Origin of the sequence: Cupriavidus sp. UME77, assembly GCF_014170355.1 — a bacterium.
Classification (GTDB): domain Bacteria; phylum Pseudomonadota; class Gammaproteobacteria; order Burkholderiales; family Burkholderiaceae; genus Cupriavidus; species Cupriavidus basilensis.
Window position 1 is genome coordinate 121,239 of sequence record NZ_LZZU01000060.1, and the last position, 16,635, is coordinate 137,873.

10 protein-coding genes and 1 other RNA gene are annotated in these 16,635 nt (G+C 69.8%); 1 reads left to right on the forward strand and 10 read right to left on the reverse strand.

All coding sequences use genetic code 11. The features are described 5' to 3' along the window. Nucleotides 1–15 precede the first annotated feature (15 nt). The 8 genes from A9975_RS24270 to A9975_RS24305 all read right to left on the reverse strand — a co-directional run bounded on the left by A9975_RS24270 (nt 16) and on the right by A9975_RS24305 (nt 9,626). Nucleotides 16–984 (reverse strand): hydroxymethylglutaryl-CoA lyase, encoded by a 969-nt coding sequence (locus A9975_RS24270; RefSeq protein ID WP_183035020.1) that lies wholly within the window; start codon nt 982–984, stop codon nt 16–18. Further along, nucleotides 981–2,177 carry a CaiB/BaiF CoA-transferase family protein gene (locus A9975_RS24275; protein WP_183035021.1) on the reverse strand — a complete coding sequence of 399 codons (1,197 nt, stop codon included), beginning with the start codon at nt 2,175–2,177 and terminating at the stop codon, nt 981–983. Before A9975_RS24275 ends, A9975_RS24270 begins: the two co-directional genes overlap by 4 nt. A 206-nt stretch (nt 2,178–2,383) precedes the next feature. Then, nucleotides 2,384–3,289, reverse strand: coding sequence for a LysR family transcriptional regulator (locus A9975_RS24280; RefSeq protein WP_183035022.1), 906 nt, complete (start codon nt 3,287–3,289; stop codon nt 2,384–2,386). A gap of 52 nt (nt 3,290–3,341) precedes the next feature. Next, entirely contained in the window at nt 3,342–3,956 is a 615-nt protein-coding gene (gene recR / locus A9975_RS24285; protein WP_150993105.1) for a recombination mediator RecR, read from the reverse strand. After that, nucleotides 3,953–4,270 carry an antibiotic biosynthesis monooxygenase gene (locus A9975_RS24290; RefSeq protein ID WP_150993103.1) on the reverse strand — a complete coding sequence of 106 codons (318 nt, stop codon included), beginning with the start codon at nt 4,268–4,270 and terminating at the stop codon, nt 3,953–3,955. The genes recR and A9975_RS24290 overlap by 4 nt, the downstream gene beginning before the upstream one ends. A gap of 18 nt (nt 4,271–4,288) precedes the next feature. Further along, nucleotides 4,289–4,621 carry a YbaB/EbfC family nucleoid-associated protein gene (locus A9975_RS24295; protein ID WP_006157727.1) on the reverse strand — a complete coding sequence of 111 codons (333 nt, stop codon included), beginning with the start codon at nt 4,619–4,621 and terminating at the stop codon, nt 4,289–4,291. An 82-nt stretch (nt 4,622–4,703) separates the two neighbouring features. After that, on the reverse strand, nt 4,704–7,013 hold the full coding sequence (locus A9975_RS24300; RefSeq protein ID WP_183035023.1) for a DNA polymerase III subunit gamma/tau: 2,310 nt from the start codon (nt 7,011–7,013) through the stop codon (nt 4,704–4,706). 93 nt (nt 7,014–7,106) lie between these two features. Continuing rightward, nucleotides 7,107–9,626 (reverse strand): adenosylcobalamin-dependent ribonucleoside-diphosphate reductase, encoded by a 2,520-nt coding sequence (locus A9975_RS24305; protein WP_183035024.1) that lies wholly within the window; start codon nt 9,624–9,626, stop codon nt 7,107–7,109. Between the two features lie 116 nt (nt 9,627–9,742). Between A9975_RS24305 and ffs the strand changes: the two genes are divergently transcribed. After that, an RNA gene (gene ffs / locus A9975_RS24310) (signal recognition particle sRNA small type) lies at nt 9,743–9,841 on the forward strand. 199 nt (nt 9,842–10,040) lie between these two features. Here ffs and A9975_RS24315 read toward each other — a convergent pair. Together A9975_RS24315 and A9975_RS24320 are read right to left on the reverse strand one after the other, a co-directional pair. Continuing rightward, nucleotides 10,041–13,658: an exodeoxyribonuclease V subunit beta gene (locus A9975_RS24315; protein ID WP_183035025.1), complete on the reverse strand. Its 3,618-nt coding sequence runs from the start codon at nt 13,656–13,658 to the stop codon at nt 10,041–10,043. Then, nucleotides 13,655–16,585: a PD-(D/E)XK nuclease family protein gene (locus A9975_RS24320; protein WP_183035026.1), complete on the reverse strand. Its 2,931-nt coding sequence runs from the start codon at nt 16,583–16,585 to the stop codon at nt 13,655–13,657. Before A9975_RS24320 ends, A9975_RS24315 begins: the two co-directional genes overlap by 4 nt. Nucleotides 16,586–16,635: the final 50 nt, after the last annotated feature.

Sequence of the window (16,635 nt, forward strand, 5' to 3'; positions counted from 1 at the left end):
GTGTCAGCCCCGGTGTCAGCCCTGCCCGGCGAAATGCTCGGCCAGCCAGGCCGGCGGCTGGTGCGTGCGCAGGCGCGTGCCCGCGCGCAGCAACTGGCTGGCGGTGTCACGCTGGACCAGCGCGGGCAAGCCAGCCACCACGTCGAGCAGGCGCGCCAGGTCCACGCCGGTGTCCACGCCCATGGCATCGAACATATGCACCAGCTCTTCGGTGCTGACGTTGCCGCTGGCGCCGGGCGCAAAGGGGCAACCACCGAGACCGCCGGCGGCGGCGTCGAAGCGGGTCACGCCCGCCTGCCAGGCGGCCAGCGCGTTGGCCAGGCCCATGCCGCGGGTGTTATGCAGGTGAATGGTGAGGCCCGCCTGCGGCAGGCTTCGCCTGAAACGCTCGCACAGCGCAGCCACCTGCGTGGGATACGCCATGCCGGTGGTGTCGCACAGCGTGATGCCCGCCGCGCCAGCATGGGCGAAGGACTCGGCCAGCGCCATCACGGCATCCGCATCGACCTCGCCCTCGAAGGGGCAGCCGAACACGGTGGACAACGAAACATTGACCGGCACACCTGCCGCGTTAGCCGCCTCGATCATTGCCAGCAACTGCGCTTGCGACTGGGCGCGCGTCATGCGCAGGTTGGCGCGGTTATGCGTCTCGCTGGCCGACATCACCAGGTTGAGCTCATCGGGCCGGCACGACAACGCGCGCTCCAGGCCGCGCAGGTTCGGCACCAGCGCGGTGTAGCGCACGCCCGCGCCGCGCTGCATGCGGTGCATGACCGCCTCGGCATCGGCCAATGCGGGGATGGCCTTGGCCGAGGTGAATGACGTGGCTTCGATGCGTGCGAAGCCACAGGCGGACAAGGCGTCGAGGAAGGCGACCTTGGCATCAGTCGGCACCACGGCCGGCTCGATCTGCAAGCCATCACGCGGCGCGACTTCGTTGATCTCGATGCGGGCCGGGCCGCGCAGCATGGATGGCGCGCTCATGCCACGACCCCGCGTGCGCGCAGGTCAGCGATGGTGGCAGCGTCGAAGCCGGCCGCCTCCAGCACGCTGTCCGTGTGTTCGCCCAGCGTCGGCGCACGATCGTGGATGGCGCCTGGGCTGGCCGAAAGCTTGGGCATGATGCCCGGCACTTCGACGGTCAGGCCGCTGGCCGCGGTCACGCTCTCGATCACGCCGCGCGCACGGTAGTGCGGGTCTTCCGAGATGTCCTTCACGGTGTAGATGCGCCCGGATGGCACTTCGGCCTGCTTGAGCACCACCAGTGCGTCCTCCACGCTTTGAGTGCGGGTCCACGCGGTGATGGCGGCATCGATCTCGTCGACGCGTTTCACGCGGCCATCGTTGCGCGTGAGCGCCGGGTCGTCGCCCAGGTCAGCGCGGCCGATAGCGTGCATCAGGCGCTTGAAAATGGCGTCTCCGTTGGCGGCCACCAGCACGTACTCGCCACTGGCGCAGGGATAGGCGTTGGACGGCGCGATGCCGGGCAAGGCGCCGCCAGCCGGCTGGCGCACGGCACCAAACGCCGAATACTCCGGCAGCAGGCTTTCGCTCAGGTTGAACAGCGACTCGTACAGCGCCACGTCGATCACCTGCCCTTCGCCGCCGCGTGCGTCGCGCTCGTACAGCGCCAGCAGCACGCCGAGCGCGCCATGCAGCCCGGCAATGGTGTCGCCTAGCGACAGGCCGGCGCGCACCGGGGCACGGCCCGGTTCGCCCGTGAGGTAGCGCAGGCCGCCCATGGCCTCGGCCACCGCGGCAAAGCCCGGCTCATCCTTCTTCGGGCCGGTCTGGCCGTAGCCGGACACGCGCACCATGATCAGGCCGGGGTTTTCCGCGCGCAGCGCTTCATAGCCCAGGCCCCATTTTTCCATGGTGCCCGGGCGGAAGTTCTCGATCAGCACGTCGGCCTCGGCGGCCAGCTTGCGCACCACGGCCTGCCCCTCCGGATTGCGCAGGTCGATGCAGATGGATTGCTTGTTGCGCGATTGCGCTTCCCACCAGACGGAGGTGTCCTCGTAAAGCATGCGCCATTTGCGCAGCGGGTCGCCCTGTCCGGGCGGCTCCACCTTGACCACGTGGGCGCCGAAATCGGCGAGGGTCTTGGCGGCGAAGGGGCCGGCAATCAGTTGCCCGAGTTCGAGGACCCGAATGCCTTCAAGGATCTGTCGCGCCATGGTGGGGGGTGTCTCCGTGCGGTGTGGATTACAGCAGGCGCGTGCCGTTGGGAAGCTCCGCGGCCAGTGCGGCCGGTGTGGCTGGCCACACGCCTTGTTTCGACGCAGTGTGCCCCAGCCGGACGGCTGGCGGAATCGGCATTCGGAGAAGCGGGCCTTCTCGGAACGCGAAAGCCCCGAACGAGCCACGTTGAAGCCCCAGGGCGTCAGAACGGCGCGCGGTCGCCGCAGAGATGGGTGATGAGCAGCCGCGCCGACACCGTCAGCCCCGCGGGGTCACGCATGCCGATCAGCAGCGTGCGGCGGGCCCACGCATCCTGCAGCCCCACCAGCGACAAACCCATCGACTGCACGTGCGGCTCGGCCGCGATGCGCGGCAGCACGCCCACGCCCAGCCCCGCCATCACCATGCGGCACATGGCGTCGAAGCTGCGCACCTGGATGCGCAGGCGGAAAGGCCGGTCCAGCCGGCTGCTTTCCTCCAGCAGGCGGGCCGCCAGCGAGGTGACCTGCGGCAAACTGACGAAGTCGTATTCCAGCGTGTCCGCGTAGCGCACGGGCCCGCGCTCGGACAGCGGATGGCCCGGCGGCGTGACCAGCACCAGTTCGTCCTGCCGGTACTCGACCGTGACCAGGCCCGCGCTGGGCGTGCGGTCGGCAAAGATGCCCACGTCCGCGCGGTTTTCGACCAGCGCGGCCACGATCTCGCTGCTGTTCTGCTCTTCGAGCTCGATGCGGATGGTGGGATGCAGCGCCATGAAGCTCGCCAGGTCGTCGGGCAGGAACTGCGTGATGGCCGAGGTATTGGCGCACACGCGCACCTGGCCACGCACGCCGCTGGCGTAGTCCGACATCACGCCGGCCATGCGCTCCACGTCCTGCAGGATAGTCAGCGCATGGTGGAAGCAGGCCTGCCCGGCCTCCGTCAGCTGCACCCCGGCCGCGTGGCGAAAGAACAGCGGCGCGCCAACGGCGGCCTCCAGGTCGGAAATGCGCTTGCTGGCCGCCGCCACCGCCAGGTGCGACTGGCGCGCGCCGGCGGAAATGCTGCCCTGGCGGGCCACGGCCACGAACAGGCCAAGCGTGACAAGGTCGAAACGGGCGAGATTCATGCGGTTGCGGCCCCGCGCACGGACCCGGGCATGGCAATGCGATCGGGCACGGCTACACCGCGCGCCGGTCCATCACCGCGCGGGCAATGGTGCCGGCATCGACGTATTCGAGCTCGCCGCCCACCGGCACGCCGCGCGCCAGGCGCGACACCTTGAGGCCGCGCGCTTTCAGCATCTCGCCAACATAGTGCGCCGTGGCCTCGCCTTCGCTCGTGAAATTGGTGGCGACGATCACCTCCGTCACCGGGCCGCCCATGGCGGGGTCGGTGGCGCGCGCCAGCAACCGGTCCAGGTGGATCTCGCGCGGGCCGATGCCGTCGAGCGGAGAGAGCCGGCCCATCAGCACAAAATACTGGCCGCGGTAGGTCAGCGTCTGCTCGATCATGATCTGGTCGGACGGCGTCTCCACCACGCATAGCAGCGAGGCGTCGCGCCGCTCGTCCAGGCAGGTCGAGCAGATTTCCTGCTCGGTGAAGGTATTGCAGCGCGAGCAATGCTTGATGCCGTCGGCCGCACCGCGCAAGGCGTCACCCAGCTTACGGGCACCTTCGCGGTCGTGCTGCAGCAGGTGGTAAGCCATGCGCTGGGCCGACTTCGGCCCCACGCCCGGCAAGACCCGCAGCGCCTCGATCAACGCCTGCAGCGAGGTCGGGGGGGCACCCTTCATGCCGCCCCCCCGGATGCAGCCATGCTCACCACCGGCAAATGATGCAGCACGGTGGGAAACGGCTCATAGAAATGATGCAACAAGGCCTTCCACTGCTGGTACTCGGGCGAGCCACGGAAACCCTCGGTGTGGTCTTCCAGCTTGCGCCAGCGCACTGTCAGCAGGTACTCCGACGGCTGCTCGATGCCGCGATGCAACTCAAGCCCAAGAAAGCCCGGCATGCCCGCGATGATATGACGCGCCTGCCCGAAGGCCGCTTCAAAGGCGGCTTCCTGGCCGGGGCGCACCGGCAGCACTGCGGATTCGAGAATCATGCGGGCTCCGTGTCAGGCTCAGAACGGCAGCTTGAAGCCCGGGGGCAACGGCAGGCCGGAGGTCATCGAGCCCATCTTTTCCTGCGAGGTGGCCTCGGCCTTGCGCACGGCGTCGTTGAACGCAGCGGCGACCAGGTCTTCCAGCAGTTCCTTGTCTTCGCCTTCGGCGAGCAGGCTGGGGTCGATGGAGACGCGCTTGACGTCGTTCTTGCAGGTCATCACCACTTTGACCAGGCCGGCGCCGGACTGGCCCTCGACCTCGATCAGGGCGAGCTGCTCCTGCATCTTCTTCATGTTTTCCTGCATCTGCTGGGCTTGCTTCATCAGCCCGGCCAGTTGGCCCTTCATCATGGAGTGCTCCTGATTAGCGTTTGGATAGAAGTTACGGGCCGCCGCGCGTCATGGGCGCCGGCGGCCTGGCAAAAATAAGAGGTCAGGCGGCGCGCGGCTGGATCGATCCCTCCAGGATCGTGCCACCGAACTCGCGCAGCAGGCCCTGCACGAAGGGATCCCCTTCGATGGTGGCCTCGGCTTCGCGCTGGCGCTCGGCGCGAGCCTGCGCATCCGCGGCGGCGGCGGTATCGGCCACCGCGCCAATCTCGCACTGCACCCGCACGTCGGTGCCGAGGTGCTCGGCCAGCGTCTGCTGCAGGCGTTCGACGACGCCGGCCTCGGTAATGGGCGCCACCGGCGCGCGCAGGTGGAAGGTGCGGCCCACGACCTGGACAAGCTCGCTCTGGTAGGCCAGTTGCTGCGCAAGGCCCTTGAGCGGCAGGCTGGCGGCCAGTGCCGGCCACGCGCCGGTGAACACCGGCGGCGTGCCATCTTCGCCGGCCACCGGCGGCTTAGGCGGCGTGAGCCGCACCGGGGCCACCGGCTCGGCCGGGGCGGCTTGCACGGCAGCGGGAGCAGGCGGCGCGGCGCGCGGGGCGGGCTCGCGCCGGGGCGCAGCCTGGCGCGAGGGCATCGGCTCGGGATCGCTGTCGTACGGCCCGATCACGGGCAGGTCGGGCGGGAGGTCTTCCCAGGGCGGCACGTCGCTGCTGCCTGCGTGTTCCCACGGCGGGACGTCGTCGCTCGGGCCGCTATCGCGGACATGGCGCCCATCCGCAGCGGCCTGCCGCACGGGCGCAGGCTCCCTGTGCGATGAGGCTGCGGCCTGGGCGGCAGGCATCGGGGCCGCCGGCCTGGCCACCGCAACGGGTGGGCCGGGCGGACGCAAAGGCTGGGCCGAGGGCGCACGCGCAGCCGGCGCAGCAGCAGCTACGGCTGCAGGCGGCGGCATGCGCGGGCTGCCCCCTGCGCGCGCGGCGGAGGCCAGGCGCGCCGCGGCCAGCGCGGCACGGGCCGGCGACATCGGCGCCCCGGCGGCGGGAGCGGCTGCCGGCGCGACGGCTGCCGGAGCCGGGCTCAGCGTCCTAGCGGGTGCTGCCGGCGTCGGAGCCGGCACAGGTTGTTGTGCCTGGACTGGCGAGGGATCGGCGGCCGGCATCGGCGCGGCCGCACGCAAGCTCGGAGCAACCGGCGCCACGGCGGCGCTGGCTGCTGCCGCATCTGCCGCAACCCGGGCCGCCGGCGCGGCGGCACCGCGTGCGCGCGGCACCTGTTGGCCGCCACCCTGCGCCACCGCAGGTGTGGGGCTGGCCGACGGGCGGAACGCCAGCATGCGCAGCAGCGTCATGGTGAAGCCCGCGTACTCGTCGGGCGCCAGCGCCAGTTCACTGCGGCCAAGGTTGGCGATCTGGTAGAACAACTGCACTTCCTGCGCATCGAAGGCGGCGGCAAAGCGGCGCACTTCCGCGGCTTCCGGCCACTCTTCCTGGACCGAGGCGGGCACCGCCTGCGCCAACGCGATCTTGTGCAGCAGCGAGGCCAGGTCCTGCAAGGCGCCGGCAAACGACAGGCTGCGATCCGCCATGCCGTCCGCCACCGCCAGCATGGCGGCGCCGTCTTCGGCGGCCAGCGCATCCAGCAGCTGCACCAGGTAGCTCTGATCGATCGCGCCCAGCATGCCGCGCACGGCGGCCTCGGACACCTGGCCGGCGCTGTAGGCGATGGCCTGGTCGGTCAGCGACAGCGCGTCGCGCATCGAGCCGTGGGCGGCCTGGGCCAGCAGGCGCAGCGCATTGGGTTCGCGCACGATGCCCTCCTCGCCCAGCACGTGGTCGAGGTGGCTGACGATATGGCCCGGTGGCATCTGCTTGAGGTTGAACTGCAGGCAGCGCGACAGCACCGTGACCGGGATCTTCTGCGGATCGGTGGTGGCCAGGATGAACTTGACGTGCGCGGGCGGCTCTTCCAGCGTCTTCAGCATGGCGTTGAAGGCGTGGTTGGTCAGCATGTGCACTTCGTCGATCATGTAGACCTTGAAGCGCCCCGCCGTGGGTGCGTACACCGCCTTGTCCAGCAGCGACGCCATTTCGTCGACGCCGCGGTTGGAGGCCGCGTCCATCTCGATATAGTCGACGAAACGCCCGCTATCGATCTCGGTGCAGGCCTTGCACACCCCGCAAGGCTGCGCGGTGATGTCGCCCGTGCCATCCGGCCCGATGCAGTTCAGCGCCTTGGCGAGAATCCGGGACAACGTGGTCTTGCCGACGCCCCGCGTGCCGGTAAACAGGTAGGCATGGTGCAGCCGCTGTTGTTCCAGCGCGTGCGTGAGCGCGCGGACCACGTGCTCCTGGCCGACCAGCGTGGTGAAATCCCGGGGGCGCCATTTGCGCGCTAGCACTTGATAACTCATGGCGGCGATTGTAGCAAAAGGCGGCCGTCCTTCAGGCGGGATTCACGCCTGCTTCACAGCGTGGCCAGGTGCGTTGCCCTGCGCCCCAGGCCCCTAGCCACATTCCCCGACATACCCGCAGTTGGCGCACTTGGCGCAGCCATCGACCTTGTGCAGGGCATGGGCGCCGCACTCCGGGCATGGCTTGCCCGAGCGCAGCCCCATCCCGGCGGCCGGCATGCCAGCGCCACCCGCTCCCGGGGCCGCGCCACCACTGTCAACGGCACGCCCGCCAGCCCCCTCCAGCCCCTCCAGCCCGGCCAGGCGGGCTGCAAGCGCCGCCACCGGCACTTGGACGCCCTCGGCATCGAGGAACCCCCGCTTGATCAGGATGCGCTGCAGGGCATAACCGATCGCCGCCACCTCGGAATCGTGGAAGCGCGGCACCTCGGTGCCGTCCTGGCGCACCAGCGTGCCATAGCGCACCGTGCCCTTATCCCATACAACACTGCGCATGTCGGCTAGTGCCTTGGCGATCGAGCCCCCGGAGCGCGCCACCATCGACAGCAGCCGCATGGTGGACGTGATCCACTGCTGGCCGTCGTTGCGTTGCCCGGCCGGCATGAAAAACTCCACCGGGCGCTCCACGGCCACCGGCTTGCCGTCGAGCTGGCCGGGCACACGCATGAAATTGACCGTCAGGTAGACCGTCTTGTGCCCCTCATAGGTCATGTACTCGACCTTGGACGTCACCCCTTCGAGGTCGCCCACGGGCCGGCTCGCGAATGGCTTGCGCAGCGGGTCGTCCGTCACGGCGGCCGTGGCGGGCGCAGCCGGGGCGCCGGCCGGCGGCGGCGTCACCGACAGCACCGCGCCCAGCACGCTGTTGGGGCGATAAGTGGCAAGCCCCTTCAGCCCCGCGCGCCAGGCTTCCAGGTAAAGGTTGCGGAAGGCCTCGTATGGATAGTCCTCCGGCACGTTCACCGTCTTGCTGATGCTGGTGTCGATATAGGGCTGGACCGCCTCGAGCATCTTCATATGATCGAGCGCCGACATCTGCAGCGCCGTGACAAAACTGTCAGGCAACTGCGCCATATCGCCGCCGAGGTGGCGATAAAGGCGCCAGGCATGGTCCGCCACCTCAAACACCTTGTAGCTATCGTCCGCCATGCGCTTCTTGCGGTTGTAGGTCCACGAGAAAGCGGGCTCGATGCCGTTCGACGCGTTGTCCGCGAACGCCAGCGTGATGGTGCCGGTCGGGGCGATCGACAGCAGGTGCGAGTTGCGGATGCCGTCGCGGCCGATGGCTTCGCGCACCGCCGGCGGCAGGCGCCGTGCGAAGCCGCTGGCCAGGTAGGCCTCGGCATTGAAGAGCGCAAAGGCGCCCTTCTCCCGCGCCAGCCCGGCCGATGCCAGGTAGGCTGTGTCGCGCAGGGTCTGCGCGATGCGCGCAGCCAGCGCGCGCCCCGCCTCGGCGTCATAGCGGATGCCCAGCATCACCAGCGCGCTGCCCAGCCCGAGGAAGCCCAGGCCAATACGCCGCTTGGCATGCGCCTCGGCCTGCTGCTCCGGCAACGGCCAGTAGGTGACGTCGAGCACGTTGTCGAGCATGCGCACCGCCAGCCGCACCACCTCGGCGAAGGCCTCGAAATCAAAGCGGCTGTCCGCGCCGAAGGGCTGACGCACGAAACGGGTCAGGTCGATCGAGCCGAGGTCGCAGCAGCCATAGGACGGCAGCGGCTGCTCCGCGCAGGGATTGGTGGCCTCGATGCGCTCGCAGTAATAGAGATTGTTGTCGTCGTTGATGTGCGACAAAAACAAGATGCCGGGCTCCGCATGGTCGTAGGTAGCCTGCATCACCTGGTCCCACAACTGGCGCGCCGGCACGCGGCGATAGGCCCACTGACCGTCGTCGCGCCGGTAAGCGCCCGCGGCGATGGTTTCCGCCGCGGGCTCGGCCTCGTGCACCAACTCGACCTCGCCATCGGCCTCGACTGCACGCATGAAGTCATCACTGACGCCGATCGAGATATTGAAGTTGGTCAGGTCGCCGCGGTCCTTGGCGTGGATGAAGGCCTCGATATCCGGGTGGTCGCAGCGCAGCACGCCCATCTGCGCGCCACGGCGCGAACCGGCAGATTCCACCGTGGCGCAGGAGGCATCGAACACCTTCATGAACGACACCGGCCCCGAAGCGCGCGAGTGCGTGCCTCTCACCAGCGCGCCGGCTGGGCGGATCGCGGAGAAGTCGTAGCCCACGCCGCCGCCGCGGCGCATGGTCTCCGCCGCCTGCGCCACCGCGGTGTAGATGCTCGGCTTGCCGCCACGCGCCTCGGACACTGAGTCGCCCACCGGCTGCACGAAGCAGTTGATCAGCGTGGCCTCGATGCGCGTGCCAGCCGCCGAATTGATGCGCCCCGCCGGCACGAAGCCCTGCTCCTGCGCCCACAGGAAGCGCTCAGCCCATTGCGCGCGCTGCGCCTCGGGCTCCGCCTCGGCCAGCGCGCGCGCCACCCGCTGGCGCACGTCGGCGGCGGTCGCCTCCTCACCCTTGGCGTACTTCTCCAGCAGGACTTCCGTGGAGATGTCCTGGGGCGGCAGCGTGGCGCGGAGCATCTGGTCTTTGGCATTCATCGTGGATCTCGCAGGTGTCTGGGTTGCATGGCTCAATCAAGCGACTCAATCAATTTACGCAATCAATTTCGCGGAAAACTGCCGGACCCGCCCGCTCTGGGTTACAATGCCGACCGGACGGGCCTCCTCGCATGGTGGCGCGGTCAACCTGGTCAGGTCGGGAACGAAGCAGCCACAGCCGTTTTCCGCCAGTGCCGAGGGTCAGGCTCGTCCCCCCAACATCCCCCCTAGCTGTATTCCGCAGCGATCCAGCCGCGGTTATCCGGCCGCAGTTATCCAGCAGTAACATCCCCTCGCATCATCGCGCTTTCTTCAAGTCTGCGCATCAGGCCGCCGATAGCATCGTGCTTGGCAGGGCCTCGCTGAATCCGCATCCACGCAATGCCCTCCCGTTTTCCATGATCCAGGACTCGCTTAGAACAGCGTGCCCTGGGGCGACGTTTGCAGCGCATCTGCCGCAATCCACTCCCCGTCGGCCGTGGCCACGCCAGCCTCGACCCGCCGCCCGGGGAACATGGGCCTGACCGCTGCCACATAGCCCGCGAGCTGCTGCGCGTAGGCAGCGTGCTCCTGCGGCAGCAGCCGCAGCTTGTAATCGATGATCACCACCCGATCGGCAAACTCCACCAGGCGGTCGATCCGCAGCAGGCGGCCGCGCGCATCGTAAAGCTCGACCTCGTTGCGGGCGCTGAGCGCGCCCTGCGGGAACAGCAACGGCCGCAATGCCGGGGCTTCCAGCATCAGTCGTGCGCCCTCGACCGCGGCATGCGCCTGGTCCCGCCACAGCGTGCGCGCCTGCGCCGTGCCGGCGCCCGCCAGCGGGAACCAGCGCATCACCACCTCGGGCGTGGGCAAGCCCTCGAACGCCTCCGGGTAGCGCGTCACTCGTTCCAGCAGCGCGTGCAGCAGTTCGCCATGGCGCGCCGCGTCGGCATCGAACACGATAGTGTGGCCGCCGTCCTCGCCCGCGGCAGTGCCCTGCTCCGCTTCCTCGTCCTCCCACGCCAGCACCGGCGCCAGGCTCTCGGCCGCTTCACGGTAGCGCTGGCGAAAATCGGTAAAGCGCACGCGTGCATCACTGCCGGCGGCGGCATCCGCCACGTCCTGCGCCGTCGCCGCCGGGAACGGCTCGACTTCCACGCCGACGCCGGCCGCCAGCAACCGCGCATACCAGCTGCCGGCGATCTCGCGGTTGCCCTCGGCGCTATCGGCGCTGCGCGACGCGCGCCCCTTGACGCCGCTCACCAGCAAGCCCTGGCGCGCGCGCGTCATCGCCACATAGAGCAGGTTCCAGTTCTCGCGCTCGGCCAACGCGGCCTCAGCCTCGAACAACGGCGCGCGAGCGAGCCCGCGCGTGCTGCGCTTGCCATAGGCGGAAAAATGCACCGGCACGTCCGAGGACGGCGGCCAGTCGATCAGGATGCCACCCCGGTCCGCGGCGGCGTCGCTGTGGTTGGCGTCCAGCAGCACGACGAATGGAGCCTCCAGCCCCTTGGCCGCATGTACGGTGAGGATGTGGACCGCGTCCAGCGCATTGTCGGTGGCGTCGTCGGCATCGGCCTCGCCTTCCGCGTCTTCGGCGCTATCGGCCATGCCGCCTTCATCCGGGCTTTCGCCTTCTTCGCCGCGCCGGATTTCCTGTAACTCGTCGATGAACTTGGGCAGGCTCGGGTAGCGCCCGCCATCGAGGTCGAGCGAGAGCTTGAGGAAGGCATCGAGGTTGGCCAGCACCTGGTCGCGGATCTCCGCCGGCGCGGCCTCGGCGTAGCGCCGGCGCACTTCGCCGCCATGGTAGATGTGGTCGATCAGGTCATGCACCGGGCGATGCGGCGCCACCTCCAGCCAGTGGCGCAGGCGCGCGACGCCATCGCGCAGTGCCGGGCTGCCGAACTCGGGCAGCCCCTGCTCCCGCAGGCAGGCCCACCAGCCTGGCCGCGGCTCGCGCGCCTGGGCCATCTGCGCGATGGCGATCAGGTCCTCGTCGGTCGCGCCCACCAGCGGGCTCTTGAGCACATGAGCCAGGTCCAGGTCAGACTCCGGCGTCATCAGGAACGCCAGCAGCGCGGACAGGTCGAGCGCTTCCAGCGTGGCCAGCAAACCGCCGCGGCGCGGGCTCAGGCAGGGAATGCCGGCCTCGCGGAAGGCGCGCTCGTACTCCGCCAGATGCGTCTTGCGGCGCACCAGCAAGTGCACGTCGCTCCAGCGCGCGGGCCGCGGGCCATGGCTGTCGGCAACCGGCACCGTGGCGCGGACATGCTTTAGCCAGGCCGCCACGCGCCGGCCCTCTTCGAGCCGCAGCGAATCGCCTTCGTGCTGGCGCGGCTGCGTCAGCGTATCGCGGTGGGTGGCGGGGTCCCGCTCGGCCTCATCGTCATCGCTAGCCGCATCGTCTTGCGGTGCCGGCTCCGCCTCGGGCTCGACCAGTGGCAACAGCCACACCGGGCCGCCGGGCTCGTCCAGCGCGGTCGTCTGCGTCTCGAACAGCGGATAGCGCCCGTCGGCGCGCGCGGTGTCGAACACCGCGTTGACCCAATCGAGCACTTCCGGGCAGTTACGGCGGGTGCGGTTGGTCCGCAGCACGGTGGCGCCGAAACCCGACTGCAGCATCTCGCCGGCGGTCTGGAACAAGCGCGCATCGGCTCGGCGGAAGCGATAGATCGATTGCTTGGGGTCGCCCACCAGGAATACCGTGGGCCGCTCACCCAGGCCTGCGTAGCCGGCCAGCCAGCCCTGCAGGATGCGCCATTGCAGCGGGTTGGTATCCTGGAACTCGTCGAGCAACAGGTGGCGGTAGCGCGCATCAAGCCGTACCTGCAGGTAGGTCGCGGTCTCTTCGTCGCGCATCAGCCGCGCGGCCAGCCATTCGAGGTCGGCGAAGTCCATCGCGCGCTGCTCGGACTTATGGTGCTGGTAGCGCGTCAGCAGCGCATCGCCCAGCTCGTACAGCGCCAGGTTGACCGCCAGCACCGCGGCCTCGCAGCGGCGTTGCGCGACCTGCTCCAGCGCGGCGCACATGTCGCCGTGCTCGGCGAGGAACGCATCGACCATCGCCTCACCGCCGAGCGCCTTGGTCAGCGCCGTGGTGGCGCGTAGCGAACGCGGCTTGCCGGCGGCGGTGAAAAACGCGTCGCGCAATATCGCGAAGGTGCGCTCGGCGGGCTCGCCCCCTTCGGAGCCTGCCTCGCGCCAGGCGCGGATCGCCAGGATCGCATCGGCCAGGCGCGTAGCGTGGGCCTGCTCGGTCTTGCCGCCCCGGCCCAGTTGCGACGCCATGCCCTGGCAAGCGTCAAGCCAGCCATCATCGGCCAGCACTTCCAGCAGCACGTCGACCTGGGCATCCTCGCCCAGGTCCGCGGCGAGCGCCTCGGCGGGATCGGCGTTTTCGCGGAACGCAAACCACTCGCTGCGCGCATGGAACATGGCGTCGAGCAAGGCCCGCGCCTGGAACTCGCCGATGGCATCCACCAGCCGCTCGAAGGCGGCGCGCAGGTTGGCATACGGCGGCGTGGCCAGGGCCTGCCAGAACGGCGCCCAGGCCTCGCGCTTCATGCGCAGTGCGTCTTCGCGCAGCGTGGCGCCCGGCACGATGCCCGACGCCAGCGGCGCGCCGCGCAGCAGCGTGCCAAACCAGCCATGGAAGGTATCGATGGCCATGCGCCCGGGCGCGGCCAGCACCTGTGCATGCAGGCCGCGCGCGCGCGGCAGCGCGGCGCGTGCGGCATCGGGCGACAGCCCGCGCTGCGTGAGCGCGGCGATCACCGCCTCGTCATCGTCGCGCGCGAGCTGCGCGAGCACTTCCAGCAAGCGCTCGCGCATTTCCTCCGCGGCCTTGCGCGTGAAGGTGATGGCGAGGATCTCGTGCGGCGCCGCGCCGGCCAGCAGCAGGCGCAGCAGGCGCGCCACCAGCAGCCAGGTCTTGCCGCTGCCCGCGCAAGCCTCGACCACCACGGAGCTGGCGGGGTCGCAAGCCGCGCGCGTGAACTCGGCCTCGGCCACCGGCTGGCCATCGCGCAGATAGGCGTGGATGCTCATGCGCGGCCTCCGATCCCCGGCGGCAACGCCGTGCTTTCCCAGAAGCCCTTGCGGCACAGGCCGCGGGCGGTGCAGTAGGTGCATGCGCTGGCGTCCCCGAAGGCCGGCAGCGGCGCGTCCTGGCGCAGGCGCATCACGTCGCTGCGCAGTTGTTGTTCGAGCCACGCCACTGCGGCATCGAAGTCCGGCAGGCTCACTTCGCGCTGGGGCGCCGGCGGCCCGTCCTTCGCGCCTTCGAGCGCCACCCAGCTGCCAGCAGCAACGTCGGCGCGCAGCAATCCATAAAACGGCAACTGGCAATCCTCTTCCACGTCCCCGACCTTGCGCTTCAAGCGCAGCACGGTCTGGGTCTTGTAATCGAGCACCGCGCGGCTGCCGTCGCGTGCGCGATCGAGCCGGTCGATGCGGCCATTGACGCGCAGCGGCTGGCCGTCGGGCATGGGCAGGTCGACAGTGGCATCGAGCTCGCCATCGTCCCAGAACCAGCCCTGCGCCTCGCGTTCTGCCTGCCACGCCACGTAGGACGGCAGCACTTCGCACCAGCGGCGGTAGTAGCCGATGGCGTTGCCGTCTTCCTTCATCAGCGCGCCGAACTCGTGATCGGAAATCTCGCGCAGGCGCGCCAGGCGAGCATCTTCACGGCGCAAGCCGTCCTGCGAGGCTTCGCGGTGGTAACGCAGCAGCACGCGGTGCAGCAGCTCGCCGATGTCGCGTTTTTCCAGGTCGTCGCTGACGACTTCCAGCCCCGCCAGCCCGAGCATGCGGCCGGCAAAAAACTGGTAGGGACAGCGGCGCAGCATGTTGTACGCCTGCGCGCTCCAGCGTGCAGGCACCAGCTCCGATGCCGCCGGCGCGGGCATGCCGGCCACCTCGGCGAAGGTCTCGTGCAGCACCGGCTGCGCGCTCGCCTCGATCGGCGCGCCCGCGCGCGAGCACAGCGCGCTGAGCCGCTCGATCCAGCCTGACACATGCTTGGGCTCGCCACGCGCGCCAAGGCGCTGCCAGGTGAGCACCACGTCGTCGTTGTTCAGCAGGACCTCGGCCAGGTCGCGCGCCTGCTGGGCGAAGCGCACCTCGCGGTCTTCCAGTGCGAGCTCGCGACGCATCTGGTTGGAGAAGAACATCAGCTCGGCCGCGCTGGAGGGAAGCTGCGTGTCGTCGCACCCCACCACCACGACCCCATCGAAGCGGCGCATGCGTGCGCCGTTAAGCGGCAGGATGGTGATGCGCGCGGCGCCGCTGGCCGAGGGCTCCTTGTAGGCAACCGACTCAAGCAAGGCTGACAGCATGGAGCGGAATTCGCCGAGATTGAGCGTGGCGCCCGCACCCGTCTCGTCCTGCGGCAGGTCGGCAAGACGCGCCAGCGCGTCGAGCAATTGCGTGCCCGCATCGTCGGCCGACAATGCCTCGCGCATGCCGAGCACGTCCAGCGTGGCATCGAGGCGCTCCAGCCAGGTCGAGACCGGGTGCTGCGCGTTGCCGCGCGGCCAGGCACCCGCTTCCGCCGCAAGGTGCTGCACCAACTCGCAAGCGGCCTGCCGGGCAGCGCGGCGCGCGGCGTCTTGTGCGGCTTCGTCTTGTGCGGCGTCACCGGCATTGCTATCACCGCTGGCCTGGTCAGCCGTATCAGGACGAAAGCGCTGCTGCAAGCGGCGCCAGCCACCCGTGATGCCGTCGCGCCGGATCTGCCGCTCCAGCGCGGCAATGGCCTCCCCGCGCAGCGCAAAGCCTGGCAGGCAAAACGGGCTCTTTAGCAGGTCGAGCAGGGCCGAGGTATCGCCGTCCTGGTTGAGCAGGTCGAACCATCGCATCAGCGCAGCCGCGGCTCGCGTGGTCGAGAGCTTCCAGCCGGTTTCGTCACGCACCGGCGCGCCGGCCCGCGCCAGCAACGCGCGCGCGCGCCGCGCTACCACGCGATCGTGCGCCACCAGCGCCACGTGGCGGCGGCCTTCGTTGAGCCACTGCACCAGTTGCTCGGCGGCAGCGCCGGCCTCGTCCTCGAAGCGCGCGCTGCCGATCACGCGCACGCGCGGGCGCTCGGCCGGCAGGCTACGTGGCGCGCGGCGCGCGGCGGCTTCATTCGTGCCAGGTAGCCGCGCCTCGGGCCACAGTGCCAGCAAGGTGTCGTACCAGTCGAGCTCCCCGTCCTGGTCGCCCAGATCGGCATCGAGCGCGCTGCTCGGCGCCTGCGCGGACTGCGCGGTCCAGTCGTAGCCGATGCGGATCACCGGCACGAGCTCGCCGGCCTGCCGCAGGAACGCTTCCTCGATCGGCTGGGGCGGCGTTGGCCCGAGCCAGATGACCGGGCCGTCCAGGTGCTGGGCCAGCCGGTGCAGCGCGCGCCGGCGCGCGGGGAGCGGATCATCCGGGCCGGACAAGGCTTGCCAGAAGGCCATCACGATGCGCGCCTCCTCACCGAGGAAGCGGGAGGACAGATGCGCGTACGTCCGCTCCAGCGCGCCCTGCAGCAGGGCCGCGCGATCGTCCCCGTCGACGTCTTCATCGCGGATGGCGTCATCGTCGAGCCAGCGTGCGCTCAGTTCGTCGCTGATGGTGAGCAGCGTCTGCGCCAGCCCCCACGCCGCGGCCTCGGTCTGCGCGCCAAATGCCCGCCGCAGCCAGTCCTGCGCGCGGATGGCTTGCTGCACGGCCAGCAGCCGCGCCGCATGGCTGCGCACCGGGATCGGGTCGGGCGGCAGGTCGAGCAGCCAGTGGCCAATGGTGACGACCCGCGGCAGCAGCCGCGGCTTGCCGCCCGCGCGCGCGGCAGCATCCAGCGCCTGGCGCACGCCCGGGATCTGCGCAGCGGTGGGCACCACCACATGTGCGGCGGCTTGCTGCTCCCCGCAATGGTCGAGGAAAAACCAGGCCGCGGCGGCGGCCTGCGGCAGGAAGTCGGGGCCGGGGCGAAATTGCAGCGAGGTCATGAAGCGAGAGTAACGGCCGGATCGGATGCCATGGCGACCAGGCTCGCGGC

Coding starts and splice junctions, on each gene's coding strand:
- A9975_RS24290 (WP_150993103.1), bottom strand. CDS start 4,270: ATGATTCTCGAATCCGCAGTGCTGCCGGTGCGCCCCGGCCAGGAAGCC.
- A9975_RS24270 (WP_183035020.1), bottom strand. CDS start 984: ATGAGCGCGCCATCCATGCTGCGCGGCCCGGCCCGCATCGAGATCAAC.
- A9975_RS24320 (WP_183035026.1), bottom strand. CDS start 16,585: ATGACCTCGCTGCAATTTCGCCCCGGCCCCGACTTCCTGCCGCAGGCC.
- A9975_RS24315 (WP_183035025.1), bottom strand. CDS start 13,658: ATGAGCATCCACGCCTATCTGCGCGATGGCCAGCCGGTGGCCGAGGCC.
- A9975_RS24295 (WP_006157727.1), bottom strand. CDS start 4,621: ATGATGAAGGGCCAACTGGCCGGGCTGATGAAGCAAGCCCAGCAGATG.
- A9975_RS24300 (WP_183035023.1), bottom strand. CDS start 7,013: ATGAGTTATCAAGTGCTAGCGCGCAAATGGCGCCCCCGGGATTTCACC.
- A9975_RS24305 (WP_183035024.1), bottom strand. CDS start 9,626: ATGAATGCCAAAGACCAGATGCTCCGCGCCACGCTGCCGCCCCAGGAC.
- A9975_RS24275 (WP_183035021.1), bottom strand. CDS start 2,177: ATGGCGCGACAGATCCTTGAAGGCATTCGGGTCCTCGAACTCGGGCAA.
- A9975_RS24280 (WP_183035022.1), bottom strand. CDS start 3,289: ATGAATCTCGCCCGTTTCGACCTTGTCACGCTTGGCCTGTTCGTGGCC.
- recR (WP_150993105.1), bottom strand. CDS start 3,956: ATGAAGGGTGCCCCCCCGACCTCGCTGCAGGCGTTGATCGAGGCGCTG.